At 65.9% G+C, this 12,790-nt stretch carries 11 protein-coding genes and 1 pseudogene; 6 read left to right on the forward strand and 6 right to left on the reverse strand.

The features are described from left to right. Positions 1-111: 111 nt before the first annotated feature. From mraZ to dinB, 3 genes are all read right to left on the reverse strand, one after another. Entirely contained in the window at positions 112-543 is a 432-nt protein-coding gene (mraZ, locus tag LOC60_RS15475) for a division/cell wall cluster transcriptional repressor MraZ (RefSeq protein WP_230026555.1), read from the reverse strand. 339 nt (positions 544-882) lie between these two features. After that, positions 883-1,257, reverse strand: coding sequence for a DUF3040 domain-containing protein (locus tag LOC60_RS15480; protein ID WP_230026557.1), 375 nt, complete (start codon positions 1,255-1,257; stop codon positions 883-885). A gap of 182 nt (positions 1,258-1,439) precedes the next feature. Next, positions 1,440-2,660: a DNA polymerase IV gene (dinB, locus tag LOC60_RS15485; RefSeq protein WP_230026643.1), complete on the reverse strand. Its 1,221-nt coding sequence runs from the start codon at positions 2,658-2,660 to the stop codon at positions 1,440-1,442. 192 nt (positions 2,661-2,852) lie between these two features. Here dinB and LOC60_RS15490 point away from each other — a divergent pair, with 192 nt between their 5' ends. Both LOC60_RS15490 and LOC60_RS15495 read left to right on the forward strand, forming a co-directional pair. Beyond that, positions 2,853-3,353, forward strand: a complete 501-nt coding sequence (locus LOC60_RS15490; RefSeq protein WP_230026558.1) for a hypothetical protein — start codon at positions 2,853-2,855, stop codon at positions 3,351-3,353. A gap of 2 nt (positions 3,354-3,355) precedes the next feature. Next, positions 3,356-4,456, forward strand: coding sequence for a polyprenyl synthetase family protein (locus LOC60_RS15495; protein WP_230026560.1), 1,101 nt, complete (start codon positions 3,356-3,358; stop codon positions 4,454-4,456). 98 nt (positions 4,457-4,554) lie between these two features. On the opposite strand, the gene LOC60_RS15500 is transcribed toward LOC60_RS15495, so the two are convergent. Continuing rightward, a complete protein-coding gene (locus tag LOC60_RS15500) occupies positions 4,555-4,908 on the reverse strand; it encodes an Rv2175c family DNA-binding protein (protein WP_230026562.1) in 354 nt (117 codons plus the stop codon). Positions 4,909-5,166: 258 nt separating this feature from the next. Between LOC60_RS15500 and LOC60_RS15505 the strand changes: the two genes are divergently transcribed. Together LOC60_RS15505 and LOC60_RS15510 are read left to right on the forward strand one after the other, a co-directional pair. Then, complete coding sequence (locus tag LOC60_RS15505; protein ID WP_230026564.1) at positions 5,167-6,522, forward strand: lytic transglycosylase domain-containing protein; 1,356 nt, start codon at positions 5,167-5,169, stop codon at positions 6,520-6,522. A 92-nt stretch (positions 6,523-6,614) separates the two neighbouring features. Beyond that, complete coding sequence (locus LOC60_RS15510) at positions 6,615-8,771, forward strand: Stk1 family PASTA domain-containing Ser/Thr kinase (protein WP_230026566.1); 2,157 nt, start codon at positions 6,615-6,617, stop codon at positions 8,769-8,771. Positions 8,772-8,792: 21 nt separating this feature from the next. Here the strand turns inward: LOC60_RS15510 and LOC60_RS15515 are convergent, their stop codons facing one another. Next, positions 8,793-10,163: a class II 3-deoxy-7-phosphoheptulonate synthase gene (locus LOC60_RS15515; protein WP_230026644.1), complete on the reverse strand. Its 1,371-nt coding sequence runs from the start codon at positions 10,161-10,163 to the stop codon at positions 8,793-8,795. A gap of 419 nt (positions 10,164-10,582) precedes the next feature. Beyond that, positions 10,583-11,314 (reverse strand): annotated as a pseudogene (locus tag LOC60_RS15520) (lysophospholipid acyltransferase family protein); the annotation flags it as partial. Between the two features lie 169 nt (positions 11,315-11,483). Here LOC60_RS15520 and LOC60_RS15525 point away from each other — a divergent pair. Further along, the gene (locus LOC60_RS15525; protein WP_230026568.1) at positions 11,484-12,248 is read left to right on the forward strand and encodes an alpha/beta hydrolase; all 765 of its coding nucleotides are present in this window, start codon (positions 11,484-11,486) and stop codon (positions 12,246-12,248) included. Then, positions 12,245-12,790, forward strand: a complete 546-nt coding sequence (locus LOC60_RS15530; protein ID WP_230026570.1) for a hypothetical protein — start codon at positions 12,245-12,247, stop codon at positions 12,788-12,790. Before LOC60_RS15525 ends, LOC60_RS15530 begins: the two co-directional genes overlap by 4 nt.

Below are 12,790 nucleotides of genomic sequence, written 5' to 3' on the forward strand. Positions count from 1 at the left end.
TGCGCACCGTCTGGCTCCGGGGAAGGGAAGCCAGATGGGCCTTGCGGTGGGGCGGCGGGAGATCTCATTCAAGACCCTGCTCCGGTTCGTCCCGGTGTTGGGATGGTGCTGCTAGAAAATTCCCGGAATCGTGTCCTCGTCGGTTTCCGAGAACGCGGTTTCCTGTTCTGCCAGGTAGTTCTGCCAAGCGGTTGCATCCCAGATCTCGGCCCGCGTGCCTGCGCCGATGACGACCAGTTCGCGCCCGAGTCCTGCGTATGAGCGCAGCGTCGGGGGAATGGTTACCCGGCCCTGCTTATCCGGTACTTCGTCAGAGGCCCCCGAGAGAAAGACACGAATGTAGTCACGCGCCTGGCGGGAGGAAAGTGGAGCTTCCCGCATCTGCTCGTGGACCCGTTCGAATTCCTTCTGGCTGAAGACGTAGATGCAGCGCTCCTGCCCCCTGGTCAGGACAAGCCCGTCGGCCAGTTCCTCACGGAATTTGGCCGGCAGGATCAGCCTCCCCTTCTCGTCCAGACGCGGTGAATGTGTTCCTAGGAACATCACGCACCGCCCTGTCTAATCGGGGGTAAACCCCTTGAGTACCGCCCCTACCCTCTTATGTCCCCCACTTTACTCCACTTCCCTCCACAGTCAACGCCTTCGCCTGTCGAATTCCGGGCGAGTCGCATCGAAAATCCGCATATTGAAGCGGATCCATACGGATGGAGCGAAGTGGAGGGGTTGTGGCGCCCGTCATTGTTCCGGGCACCGCATCCCCGCAGTAAAAGGGCACAAAAAAGGACCCGCCGAAACGGATCCGTTTTTGACGCTTCCTGCCCGGCCAGGCGTCCTTTTATCCCTGGTCGGAGCCTGCCGGCCTCTTAGCCTGCGCGGGTATGCCTACGGTTGGTCGCGTTTGCGCTCATCCCACTTGCTTTCCAGGTTATTCATGAACCCGCGCTGGGTGCTCGACTCCCGCTCCTTGCGCCCGTCCGCCGCCTTGGGCGGATTCTTCCGGCCGCGCGTGGTTGCGTAGTAGACGCCTGCCCCCATGATCAGGAACCCCAGTACGCCGACCAGGATGCCTGCTTCCGTAATTCCCAGCAGCAGCACGCCCAGCCCGACTACGGCCAGCAAAGCGCCGAGTACTATGCGCCTGGTCGAGATCCCACGGCCTGCGGACGTCGCCATTGAGTTCGCGAATTTGGGATCTTCGGCATGTAATTGCTGCTCCAGTTGATCCAGCAAGCGCTGCTCGTGTTCCGACAGTGCCATTGCTGCCTCCTTGCCGTCCGGTTCTGCCCCTGTAAACCAACCAACGAACGTGTGGCGCCGGATGTTCCCGCGCAGGCCCGCTGCTGCTTTGCACTTAGTCCAAGGATAGGTGGCAACCGGTCCGCACGAAAGCGGCCGGTCTACGTATTCCGCCGGGTAGGGGTCCCGGACCGCTGCACGGCCTATCCGCGGCCGGCCGGGGCGTCCGGAGAGGCGCCTCCGGGGAACGCGTCGGGCTCCGGCGGCGGCTTCCGCGGAGACGGGGCAATGAGCCGTGCAGGAACAACACCCAGCTCACCAAACCGCCGGTTAATCCGGTCCAGTGCATCTTCAGCCGAGCGCCAGTTGTCTTCCCGGCCGTCCAGGGTCAATTGCATGGCCGCACCTTCGGCGGACTCGAGCTGCTCCGCCCGCAGCCCGATCAGCCGGACGCTCTGCGGCCGCGGCCCGAGGGCAGCCAACAGCCCTTTGACCGTTTCATAGATCATCTGGGCACTGTCCACCGGCTCGGGAAGGGTGCGGGTGCGCGTCAACGTCGTAAAATCCGCGTACCGCAGCTTCAGGGAGACCGACCGGCACTGGAGGCCGGCCGCCCGCAGGCGGACGGCACTGCGGTGCGCCAGCCGAAGCAGTTCGGTGTGCAGCACGTCGTCGTCGCTGACATCGGTGGCAAACGTCTCCTCTGCGCCAATGCTCTTTTCCCGCCGCACCGGAGTTACCGTCCGGGCGTCACGCCCCCACGACAATTCATACACGTGGTCCCCCACGGCCCCGAGCAGGCGGCGCAGCACAGTCGGCGGAGTGTTGGCCACATCCGCCACCGTATTAATGCCGACCCGGGCCAGCACCTCCCGGGTCTTGGCCCCAACCCCCCACAACGCGGAAACATCGAGGGTATGGAGGAAGTCCACTGTCTGTTCCCTGGGCACCAGCAGCATCCCGTTCGGTTTGCACCGGGTGGAGGCGATCTTGGCCACGAACTTGGTGGCGGCAATGCCGACACTGGCCGTCATGCCCAGCTCGGCGGCAACCCGCTGGCGGATGTGCTCGCCGATGGCGCGGGGCGGTCCGAGCCGGCGCATGGATCCGGCGATATCGAGGAAGGCCTCATCAACGCTGAGCTGTTCCACGAGGGGGGTGATGGATTCGAAAATCTGCATCAGCTGTCCGGAGAAGGTGCGGTAGACCTCCTGGTGCGGTTCCAGGACCACGGCCTGCGGGCACTGCCTGCGGGCAACGGCCATGGGCATGGCTGACCGGACACCGTAGCGCCTCGCCTCATAGGATGCCGACAGGACGACGGACCGGCCCCCAAGTCCGCCTACGATGACAGGCTTGCCGATCAGGTCCGGCCGCTTGAGCAACTCAACCGAGACGTAAAAGGCATCCATATCCACGTGCATTATGGTGCAGTCGCGGTTGCCGCTGCCGGCGTCGGGACCATTGCTCACTCCTTCATCGTAGCCAGACCCGCCCCCTTTCCGGTGTTCCCCGCCGGACCGCGGCTCTTTCGGCGACCTAATCATCCCCTTGGAGCGGTTTCCGGTTCGCCTAGACTGGGTGGCAGGACCCTGCCCCCCATCGAAGCGGAACCCATGAAAAAGACCTTGCTCTCTGCCGCGGCCCTGATCCTGGCGGCCGCCGGATGCTCCACCGGCGCCGGGGCGGACGGAGATTCCCCGTCCCCGCCCGTTTCGCCGGCCGCGTCAGCCCCTGATTCCGGAGCTGCCGGATCCCCCACCCCCACGGCGTCGCCCGTTGCCCTCGCCGAGGGGTTCCCGTCCGGACTCATTCCGGTGATGGACGGCTCGGAGATCCTCTCCAGCACCGTTGACCGGGCGAACGGCATGCTCACCGCAGTACTGGTGGAGTCCTCCGATGCACCCGCCGCCGAGATCCTCGCCTTCTACGACGCCAGGCTCGTTGCCCAGGGGTTCGCTGCAACTGAAGCAGCCGCGGGTTCGCCTTCTTCGCGCGACTACCTCCGCAACGGCCCCGGCGGACCCGAAACCGTGAACATCACGGCGATAACCGCGGACGGCGGGCCGGCCACGGTGACTGTCGGCGCTACGATCCTCGCAGAATCGGCGAAATAGCAGTGCCGGTTACCCCCGCCGAATCCGCACAGGAAGAACAGTCGGCATACCGCAGCCTGCTGGGCACGGAACTCGAGGATTTCCTGGCACTCCAGCAGGCAGTGCTTTCCGAGGTATCCCGCGAGGCACTGCCCCTGCTGGACGCCGTCCACAACCTCGCACGCGGGGGCAAGCGGCTGCGCGCCCTTCTCGCTTACTGGGGCTGGCGCGGCGCCGGAGGAACTCCCCTGCACCCGGAAGCCGTGCGGGCCGGCGTCGCACTGGAACTGTTCCAGAGCGCCGCCCTGATCCATGACGACATCATTGACCGGTCCGACACCCGCCGGGGCGGGCCAAGCGTGCACCGCACGTTCTCGATGGCGCACGCGGACTCCAACTGGCACCTGGACGGATCGCATTTCGGCTCATCCGCAGGCATTCTTGCCGGTGACCTCTGCCTTTCCCTCAGCGAGGAAATGTTCTCCGCCGTGGGGCCGCGGGCAGCCCACGGCACCGAAGCCCGGCGGATCTTCAACCGGATGCGCACAGAGGTGATGGCCGGGCAGTACCTTGACATCCTCGAAGAGGTAGTCGGCCCCGGCCACGATCCGGAACATGCAGTCGTCCGGGCGCTGAATATCCTCCGTTACAAGGCAGCGAAGTACACCACGGAGCATCCCGTAACCCTCGGCGGGGCGCTGGCCGGCGCGGAGGCAGATCTCCTGGCCGGTTATTCCCGCTTCTCCCTGCCTCTCGGCGAGGCCTTCCAGCTGCGGGACGACGTACTGGGTGTGTTCGGAGATCCGCAGACCACGGGCAAGCCGGCGGGCGACGATCTGCGCGAAGGCAAGCGCACGGTCCTGGTGGCGTACGCCCTGTCCGCCGGCAGCGAGGGCGACCGGAAAGAGATTACGGCCCGGCTCGGCGATCCGCAGCTGGACGACGACGGCGTGGCCCGCCTGCGCGGCATCATCCTCGACACGGGGGCCCTGGCTGCCACGGAGGAACTTATCTCACGTCATACGGAAGCGGCCTTTTCGGCGCTGGCCGCGCTCCCGCTGGACGACGTTCCCCGCGCTGCCCTTGACGCCCTGGCCCACTCGGCCGTCAAACGCAGCGCATAGGCACCTCCGGCGCACCGTACCGTGCGCCTCCTAAAACGAAAGAGCTGCCCGTCCGGAGACGGGCAGCTCTTTCGTTTCAGGTGCTGTGTCAGGCTTTGTTACCAGCCCAGGGCCTGGGCACGGCGGCGGATCTCCGTCTTGCGCCCTTCACGGAGAGCGTCCACGGGACGGCCCGGAAGGGTGTCGTCGGCGGTGAAGAGCCAGCGGATCATTTCGTCGTCGTGGTAGCCCGCGTCGTCGAGCACGGAGATGGTGCCCTTCAGGCTGTCCAGCACGGAACCGTCAGCGATAAAGGCAGCAGGGATGCTGCGGATCTTCCGCTCGCCGAGGCGCACAGCCACAAGGGCGCGCTCCTCCAGCAGGCTATGCACCTTGTTAATAGGGAGATCAAGTTGTTCAGCCACATCGGGCAGGGTCAGCCAGTCGGAAACGAGTTCCTCGAGTTCATTCACCCTTCAAGGGTGCCACGTCCGGGGTTGCCCCGGCCACTTTGCCGTTTGGCAACAGAACTGAAACGCAAAAAAACGTACTCAGGTATTGTGCCTGTCCTCGCTTAGTGTAAATTCACATGAGTACCTAAAGTCACATGAGTAACTACCATCACAAGGGTCACTCAAACAACAGAAGTAACACCCGTCCCATTACTTGTTTTTAATCCCCAGGATTTGCGGTAACGGCCGCGGCCATTACAGATGAGGAAACACCACCATATGAACGCTCAGTCGACGACGGGAACGCCCTCGGCGCGTCCCGGTGCTACCGGAATGCCGCGCAAGCTGAGTGTTGCCGTGACGACCGCTGCCATTCCCGCAGTGATGATGTCCGCCCTGGCCCTTGCCGAGCCGGCTGCCGCCGCTCCCGCCGCGCCCCAGAACACGCTTTTCCCCCAGCTCCCGCTGCAGGCCCTCAAGAACCTGAACGTTACTGCGGACACCGGAGTTGCCGCTTCGCAGCTGGCCACCCAGGTTCCCGCGACCCTGCCGGCCGAGTCCGCCGCTCCCGCCACGCACCGGATTGTTTCCGGTGACACGGTCAGCTCCATTGCGGCACGGTACGGACTTTCCGTGACGGAACTGCTGCGCGTCAACAACCTGCAGCCGTCGTCGCTGATCTTCGCCGGGGACGACCTCCGTCTCGGCGGGGCGTCCGCGCCCGCCGGTGCTGCCGCAGCCGCTGCTCCCGGGGCAGGTGCAGGCACCTACACAGTGGTCTCCGGCGATACCCTGAGCGCCATCGCCGCGAAGCACGGCGTCAGCCTCTCCAGCATTCTTGCGGCCAACGGCCTGACCCTGACCTCCGTCATCTACCCGGGCCAGTCCGTCCGCATCGACGGAAAGGCCCCCGCAGCGACGCCTTCCGCTCCTGCCGGCGACCAGGGCGCCACGGGCAGCACGTACACCGTTGTCTCCGGCGATACGCTCAGCGCCATCGCCGCAAAACACGGCGTTAGCCTCTCCGGCGTGATGGCCTCCAACGGCCTGTCGCAGACCTCGATCCTCCGCCCCGGCCAGAAGCTCAACGTCGACGGCAGCACCGTAAGTATCGCGGCCTCCGCTCCCATAGTGTCCGCACCCACCGATCTGGTTCCCAATACTTTCCTGCACTACACCTACCCCGAGCACACGGTGGCCGACGCCAACCGCAACAAGCAGACGCTTAACTCACTGCCCGTTCCCGGCCGTGCACAGATGCAGCAGATCGTCGCCGACACCGCGGTGCAGATGGGTGTTGATCCCGCCCTGGCACAGGCGTTTGCCCTCCAGGAATCCGGTTTCGATCAGCGGGCCGTCTCCCCTGCCAACGCCATCGGCACCATGCAGGTCATCCCCTCCTCCGGGGAATGGGCATCGCAGCTTGTCGGCCGGCAGTTGAACCTGCTGGACCCCTATGACAACGCAACGGCCGGCGTAGCCATCATCAGTGCGCTGATCCGCAGCAGCGACAGCCTGGAAACCGCGATTGCTTCCTACTACCAGGGCCAGTACTCGGTGACCACCCACGGCATGTTCGCGGACACCCGCGCCTACGTGAGCTCTGTCCTCGCGCACCGGGCGTCCTTCCAGTAACAACATTCGATGAGTGTGTGAAAGGGTCCGGATCGGGTGTCGATCCGGACCCTTCTGCGTACCGCCATTAGGATCAAAGAGTGCATGAGCCCGTGAAAGACTCCCTCGTTGAGACGCTGGTAGACGACCGTTACTTCGTCAGGTCCCTGGTCGCGCGCGGCGGGATGTCCAGTGTTTACCTCGCTACCGACCGCCGCCTGGACCGCGATGTCGCGTTGAAGGTGCTGTATCCGCACCTGGCAGCGGACCGTGGATTCCTTCGTCGTTTCGAAAGTGAAGCCAAATCGGCTGCACGGCTCTCCCACCCGCACGTGGTGGGTGTCTTGGACCAGGGCATCACCGATAGCCTGGCCTATCTCGTGATGGAGTATGTGCCCGGCCGGACCCTGCGCGGACTGCTGGACGAGCGCGGTCCGCTTTCGCCGCGCCTGGCACTGGCGCTGATGGACGCAGTGGTCGAAGGACTTGCCGCAGCGCACGACGCCGGGCTGGTCCACCGTGACGTAAAGCCGGAAAACGTGCTCCTCGCGGACAACGGGCGGATCAAGATAGCGGACTTCGGACTGGCCCGCGCCGTGTCCACCAGCACGAACACCGGAACCCTGGTCGGTACCGTCGCCTATCTCGCACCCGAGCTGGTGACCGCCGGCGGCGCCGACGAACGCAGCGACGTCTACTCGGCCGGGATCATGCTTTACGAAATGCTCACCGGTCGCCAGCCCTTTACCGGAGACTCCCCCATCCAGGTTGCTTTCGCACACGTCCACTCCTCGGTTCCCGCCCCTTCGGCCCTCTGCCCCGGACTGGCAGAGGATCTGGACGAGCTGGTGGGCTGGTGCACGGCGAAGGACCCCGAGGAGCGCCCGGTCAACGGCCGTGCCCTGCTGGGTGAGCTGCGCCATATCCGCACCTCCCTGACCGACGCCGAGCTTGATTTCCGCTGCACGCCTGACCCGGACAGCGGGGCCGCTGCCGCCGGGGCGCCCACGGAGGCCTTATCCTCAGCCACGCAGGTCCTCACCGCCGCCGGTGCCGCTACCAGCGTCATCGATACCTCGGCCCTGCGCCCGGACGGTGCGGGGAGTAACGCCACCGAGGTCATCCGCCGCGGCGACAATGCCACCACGGTGCTGCCTGCCGGGAGCCGCCCGGCGGGCGGCGACACGGACAGGTACGGCGGCGACGGAGACGACGCTGACGACGACGCAGACGATGACTATGACGCCGACGGGTACGACGACGACGGCCGCGACCTCAGCCCCGGCGCGCGGCGGCGGCTGGCCAAGCGGGACGAACGGGACCGCCTGCGGCAGGACGACCGTGAAGCCCATCGCCCGCAGATGTCGCTGCGCAGCGGCAAGCCCCGCCGCCGCGGCATCCTGCTGGCAGTGCTGCTGACGGTACTGCTCGCGGCAGTTGCCTTCGCCGGCTGGTTCTTCGGCGCCGGACCCGGAGCCCTTGTTTCCGTGCCGGATGTGAGCAACGTTTCCGTCGAAGAAGCCGGCACGCAGCTGGGCGACGCCGGACTGAGCTACACCACCGACGAGGTCTTTGACGAAGTGGTTGCCGCCGGACTGGCTGTGGGCACCGATCCCGCCGCAACCCGCGAGATCCGCCGCTTCCGGCCGGTGACGCTGCTCGTTTCCAAGGGACCGCAGCTTTTCTCCGTGCCTAACGTGGTCCAGCGGACGGTGGAAGCCGCCGGCACGGATCTTCAGGAGGCGGAGCTCACGCTCGGCGCAGTCACCGAGGAATACAGCGAAAGCATTGCGGCGGGCACCATCATCAGCCAGCAGCCGCTGCCCGATACGCTTCTGCGGCTGGGCGCCCCGGTGGATGTCACGGTTTCCAGGGGTCCCGCGCCGGTTGAGGTCCCCGCGGTCACCGGGCTCGGCGAGGACGCCGCCGTGAAGGCCGTTGAGGCCGCCGGACTGACGCCTGCCGTCGCCGGGGAAAAGGTGCACAGCGCTTCCGTTCCCGCCGGCTCGGTTGTCGCCCAGACGCCGGCCTCCGGCCTGCTGGAGCGGGGACAGACGGTCACGCTGACCATCTCCCTCGGTCCGCGGATGGAAGAGGTCCCGAACTACGTGGGCCAGCGTGCCGATACGGCTCGGGCGGACCTGGAAAGCCGGGGGTTCACCGTGGAGGTGGAGAACCTGCTGGGCGGACTGCTGGGTTTGGTCCGGGATCAGGAGCCGGGCGCCGGAACGGCCCCGGAGGGCTCCACCGTCATCCTGAAGGTGGTGTAGCCGCCGGGGCTGCCCGCCTGGTCAGCTCCGGCGGGACAGGGCTCCTGCTACCAGGAACGCCATCTCCAGGGACTGCATATGGTTCAACCGCGGGTCGCAGACGGATTCGTAGCCTTCCACGAAGGCCTCCTGGTCAACCGGATCCGCGCCGCCCAGGCACTCCGCGACGTCGTCGCCCGTCATCTCCACGTGCAGTCCCCCGGGGAAGGTGCCCAGCGAATCGTGTACTTCGAAGAAGCCCCGCACTTCGTCCATCACGTCGTCGAAGTTGCGGGTCTTGTAGCCGTTGGGGGACGTGACGGTATTCCCGTGCATGGGGTCCGTAACCCAGAGCACCTGGGCGCCCGAGGCGGTTACCTTCTCCACCAGGGAGGGAAGCACCTCGCGGATGTTGCGGGCACCCATCCGGGTAATGAAGGTCAGGCGCCCGGGTTCCCGGTTCGGGTCCAGCTTGTCAATCAGGGCAAGGGCGTCTTCCGCGCTGGTTTTCGGTCCCAGTTTCACGCCGATGGGGTTGCGCACCCGGGACAGGAAGTCCACGTGTGCGGAATCGAGGTCCCGGGTACGTTCCCCGATCCACAGGAAGTGCCCCGAGGTGTCGTACGGCAGCCCGGTCCGGGAATCCACCCGGGTCAGGGCACGTTCGTAGTCCAGGAGCAATGCCTCGTGGCTGGCGAAAAACTCAACCCGCTTCAAGGCTTCGAAATCAGCACCGCAGGCGTCCATGAAGCGTACGGCGCGGTCAATTTCGCGGGCCAGGGATTCATAGCGGGAGTGCGCGGGATTGGAGGTGAATCCCTTGTTCCAGTGGTGCACCAGCCGAAGGTCGGCGAAGCCGCCCTGGGTGAAGGCGCGGATCAGGTTGAGCGTGGACGCCGACGTATGGTAGGCGCGGACCATCCGTGCCGGGTCGTGACGGCGGGACTCGGGCGTGAAGTCATAGCCGTTGACCATGTCGCCGCGGTAGGCAGGCAGAGTCACACCGTTCCGGGTTTCATCGTTGGACGAGCGCGGCTTGGCAAACTGGCCGGCCATCCGGCCCATTTTGATCACCGGGACAGACGCACCGTACGTCAGGACCACTGCCATCTGCAGCAGCGTCCGGACCCGGGCACTGATCTTGTCCGCGGAGGCCGCTTCGAAGGTCTCGGCGCAGTCGCCGCCCTGCAGGAGGACGGCACGGCCCTGCGCGGCCTCGGCCAAGCGGGTCCGGAGCACATCCACTTCACCCGCGAAAACCAGCGGCGGCACCATCGAGAGTTCGGCAATGGCCGCGTCGTATCCGGGATCGTCCCGCCAGGACGGCTGCTGGGAGATCGGCAGGGAACGCCAGTTGTCCAGCTCGGGGTGGCTCGCGGAAGTCGCCGCCGCTCCGGAGAGGGTGGTGGGAATGGACTCGCGGTGTACGGGAGTGTCAGTCACGGTTTAAGCGTACTTGGTGCCCTCGGGGAGCAGGCAATGCCGTCATAATCGGGTCCCGGGCACCCAACACTGGCCCGGCTGCGCGGCCCTGGGACCTAGGCCGTGTGGGAACGCGGGTCTTCGTCGCGGTCATTGGAGGCTGCCGGACGGCTGCCGTTGTCCTTGGCGTTGCCGGCCGCGCGTGCTCCGTTGGTCCCGGGCATCCGGAACTTCCGACGGCGCCTGGTTCCGGCGTCGGGCTCCGCGCCGGGAGCGTCAGCCGCTGCCGGTTTCGGTGCTGTTCCCGCGCCCTTTGCCGCCGCCGAACCGATGACGGTAACGGTGCCGGGCAGCTTGCCGCCTGCTTCGGAGGGCGGTGCCGCGCCCTCCCGCGGCACCGCTCCTGAGTCGGCGGAAAGCCGCACGGCCGCGCCGCGGGCCTGTGCTGCCTTTACGCCTTTGCCTGCTGCCAGCTTCTCCTTGACTGTGCTGGCGTACACGTCCACATATTCCTGGCCGGAAAGCCGCATGAGTTCATACATGATCTCGTCGGTGACGGACCGCTGGATGAACCGGTCATTTTCCAGCCCGGCGTACCGCGAGAAATCCAGCGGTTCACCTACGATGATGCCGATCCGGCGGATATTGGGGATCCGCCGGCCGATCGGCTGGACTTTGTCTGTTCCGATCATCGCCACGGGAATGACCGGAACACCGGTCGAAAGCACCAGCTTGGCCACGCCGGTCTTGCCGCGGTACAGGCGGCCGTCCGGGCTGCGCGTGCCTTCGGGGTAAATGCCCAGCAGCCCGCCGTTCTCCAGGACGTCAACGCCGGCCTTGAGCGAGCTGGCGGACGCTGCCCCGCCGGAACGGTCCATGGGCAGCTGGTTGGCGAGGCGGAAGAAGGTCGCCGTTAGCTTGCCTTTGATGCCTTTGCCGTTGAAGTAATCACTCTTCGCGAGGAAGCTCACCGGCCGGGGCACGGCCAGCGGAAGGAAGATCGAATCGGAGAACGACAGGTGATTGCTCACCAGGACGGCAGGTCCGGAGTCGGGGATGTTGTCCATTCCCTTGACCCAAGGCCTGAAGAGAAGATTTACCACCGGCCCGATGAATATCGTCTTCATCACCCAATAGAACACGCGGCTTGATCTCCTGTTCGGACAAGACAATAACTAGGGACCCGTTTGGTTCCCCAGACTCTACTGTATGCGCGCTTTTCCCCGCTGGTGAATTTGGCGCGTACTGTGCCTGCCGATAGTTTCCTCCGTGCGGGGTCCAAAAAGCGGCCTCTAATGCAACCATAGACATATGACTTCCCTTCCCGGCGCCGATGCCTTCTTCTCAGAGGGGCACGGTCCCAACGCGGGCGTAGGCGTGCTTCTCAGCCACGGCTTCACCGGATCTCCTGTGAGCCTTGCGGCCTGGGCCCGCCATCTTGCCGACCGTGGTTACGCCGTGAGCCTGCCGCTGCTGCCGGGCCACGGGACGAGCTGGCAGGAATTGGCACGGACGCCGTGGCAGCGCTGGTACGAGGAATATGAGGGCGCCTACTTAGGCCTGAGGGAACGGACGGAATGCGTTGTTGCAGGGGGTCTGTCCATGGGCGGGGCGTTGGCGCTGCGCCTCGCGGCGAGACAGCCGGTGGCCGGCGTCGCCGTCGTTAATCCCGGCCTGACGTTCGCCGACCCCCGTGCCCGCTATTCCGTTGTGCTGAAGTACTTCCTGAAATCGGTTCCCGCCATCGGCAATGACATCCGGCTCGAAGGCCAGGACGAGGGCGCCTACCCCCGGACCCCGGTGGGCGCCGTGCAGCAGCTCGGCAGGCTCTTCCGGGATACTGCCGCTTCCCTGCCCGCTGTTACCGCCCCCGTGCTGGCGTTCCGTTCCCAGGTGGACGCAGTGGTGCCGGAATCAAGCATGGAAGTACTCCGCCGCCGGCTCGTCAACGCAGACCTTGAGGTGGTAGCGCTCGAAAACAGCTACCACGTGGCCACCATGGACCACGATGCACCGCTGATCTTTGACCGCTCACATGAGTTCATCCAGCGCGTGAGCGCCGAGGTGCGGGCATGAGCGAACGCGAGCCGGAACATAACGAGTCCACCGACGAGGAAGTCTGGCTTGACCTGGTTGCCCGGCTGGAGCACATGGATGCCAGCGAACCGGTTCGTCCGGAGGCGGACCCTCCCGGCGGCGTCCCGGACAGCTCAGCGCCGGATGCATCAGGAGATGCACCCGGAACCGGGGAAGCAGGAGAAGCAGGACCGTCCTCCGATCGGGCGGCACCGACGCCGGCCGAACGGACCCGGGCGATCTTCGAAAACCAGCCGCTGGCGGGAGCAGGGCCCCGGGACTATGCCACCGGGGAAGAGGACGACGGCGGGTTCGTGCCGCCCGAACCGCCGCCGCTCGGCACGGGGGAACCGTTGGTGGTGCTCAGTTGGCTGGGTACGCTTGCCGGACCGCTGCTGCTCCTGGTGTTCGCCATGTTCTGGCGCAGCGCTCCGCTGGCCGTCGTTTTGGGAACCATCACCGTCTTTGCCGCCTCCGCTGCCTATCTGCTTTTCCGGCTACCGCAGCACCGCGATGAGGGCGACGACGGCGCGGCCGTCTAG

This window comes from Arthrobacter sp. zg-Y769, assembly GCF_020907405.1.
Taxonomy (GTDB): Bacteria; Actinomycetota; Actinomycetes; order Actinomycetales; family Micrococcaceae; genus Arthrobacter_B.

Bases quoted from the DNA above. Each gene is read 5' to 3' on its own strand.
- mraZ (WP_230026555.1), bottom strand. From the start codon at position 543: ATGTTCCTAGGAACACATTCACCGCGTCTGGACGAGAAGGGGAGGCTG.
- LOC60_RS15480 (WP_230026557.1), bottom strand. From the start codon at position 1,257: ATGGCACTGTCGGAACACGAGCAGCGCTTGCTGGATCAACTGGAGCAG.
- dinB (WP_230026643.1), bottom strand. From the start codon at position 2,660: ATGCACGTGGATATGGATGCCTTTTACGTCTCGGTTGAGTTGCTCAAG.
- LOC60_RS15490 (WP_230026558.1), top strand. From the start codon at position 2,853: ATGAAAAAGACCTTGCTCTCTGCCGCGGCCCTGATCCTGGCGGCCGCC.
- LOC60_RS15505 (WP_230026564.1), top strand. From the start codon at position 5,167: ATGAACGCTCAGTCGACGACGGGAACGCCCTCGGCGCGTCCCGGTGCT.
- LOC60_RS15525 (WP_230026568.1), top strand. From the start codon at position 11,484: ATGACTTCCCTTCCCGGCGCCGATGCCTTCTTCTCAGAGGGGCACGGT.
- LOC60_RS15530 (WP_230026570.1), top strand. From the start codon at position 12,245: ATGAGCGAACGCGAGCCGGAACATAACGAGTCCACCGACGAGGAAGTC.